Origin of the sequence: Peptoniphilus sp. HCN-40583 (assembly GCF_037892835.1) — a bacterium.
Classification (GTDB): domain Bacteria; phylum Bacillota; class Clostridia; order Tissierellales; family Peptoniphilaceae; genus Aedoeadaptatus; species Aedoeadaptatus rachelemmaiella.
In genome coordinates this window covers 1-1,650 of record NZ_JBBKBU010000054.1, presented here as the reverse complement: position 1 = coordinate 1,650, position 1,650 = coordinate 1, and the positions used below count along the sequence as shown (strand labels likewise).

The window sequence follows — 1,650 nt, the reverse complement described above, 5'->3', positions numbered from 1 at the left end:
AGACACAGCGCTGAACCAAGTTAATTAAATGGTATAAGAGATTAAACCATAACAATCTATAAGCTTAAAGCGGAACACAGTCAGTGGATCCGAGCTAAGCAAACTCAAAGTTTTTATTGAGAGTTTGATCCTGGCTCAGGACGAACGCTGGCGGCGCGCCTAACACATGCAAGTCGAGCGATGAAAGTTGTTCTGATCCTTCGGGTGACGAACTTCTGGATTAGCGGCGAACGGGTGAGTAACGCGTGAGGAACCTGCCTCTTACAACGGGATAGCCTCGGGAAACCGGGATTAATACCGTATAAGACTCCGACATCTCATGATGATGAAGTCAAAGCGTTAGCGGTAAGAGATGGCCTCGCGTCTGATTAGCTCGTTGGCGGGGTAACGGCCCACCAAGGCGACGATCAGTAACCGGCCTGAGAGGGTGAACGGTCACATTGGAACTGAGACACGGTCCAAACTCCTACGGGAGGCAGCAGTGGGGAATCTTGCACAATGGGGGCAACCCTGATGCAGCGACGCCGCGTGAGCGATGAAGGTTTTCGAATCGTAAAGCTCTGTCCTATGGGAAGATAATGACGGTACCATAGGAGGAAGCCCCGGCTAACTACGTGCCAGCAGCCGCGGTAATACGTAGGGGGCGAGCGTTGTCCGGAATTACTGGGCGTAAAGGGTTCGCAGGCGGCATGGCAAGTCCGATGTAAAAGGCGAAGGCTCAACCTTCGTAAGCATCGGAAACTGTCAAGCTTGAGTGAAGGAGAGGCAAGTGGAATTCCTAGTGTAGCGGTGGAATGCGTAGATATTAGGAGGAATACCGGTGGCGAAGGCGACTTGCTGGACTTCAACTGACGCTGAGGAACGAAAGCGTGGGTAGCAAACAGGATTAGATACCCTGGTAGTCCACGCTGTAAACGATGAGTGCTAGGTGTCGGGGGTCAAACCTCGGTGCCGCCGTTAACACAATAAGCACTCCGCCTGGGGAGTACGTGCGCAAGCATGAAACTCAAAGGAATTGACGGGGACCCGCACAAGCAGCGGAGCATGTGGTTTAATTCGAAGCAACGCGAAGAACCTTACCAGGACTTGAAATACTAGCGCCCGCTTTAGAGATAAAGTTTTTTCTTCGGAAACGCTAATACAGGTGGTGCATGGTTGTCGTCAGCTCGTGTCGTGAGATGTTGGGTTAAGTCCCGCAACGAGCGCAACCCTTACTTTTAGTTGCCAGCACGTAATGGTGGGAACTCTAAAGGGACTGCCGATGATAAATCGGAGGAAGGTGGGGATGACGTCAAATCATCATGCCCTTTATGTCCTGGGCTACACACGTGCTACAATGGTCGGTACAGAGGGCAGCGAACGAGCGATCGCAAGCGAATCTCAAAAAGCCGATCCCAGTTCGGATTGCAGGCTGCAACTCGCCTGCATGAAGTCGGAGTTGCTAGTAATCGCAGATCAGAATGCTGCGGTGAATGCGTTCCCGGGTCTTGTACACACCGCCCGTCACACCATGGGAGTTGGCAATACCCGAAGCCAGCGAGCCAACCGCAAGGAGGCAGCTGTCGAAGGTAGGGTTAATGACTGGGGTGAAGTCGTAACAAGGTAGCCGTATCGGAAGGTGCGGCTGGATCACCTCCTTTCTAAGGAAAT

Annotated in this window: 1 rRNA gene; it reads left to right on the top strand. The window is 52.4% G+C overall.

Going from position 1 to position 1,650, the window contains the following annotated elements:
- Positions 1–112 precede the first annotated feature (112 nt).
- Positions 113–1,640, top strand: a 16S ribosomal RNA gene (locus tag WKT05_RS10535).
- Positions 1,641–1,650: the final 10 nt, after the last annotated feature.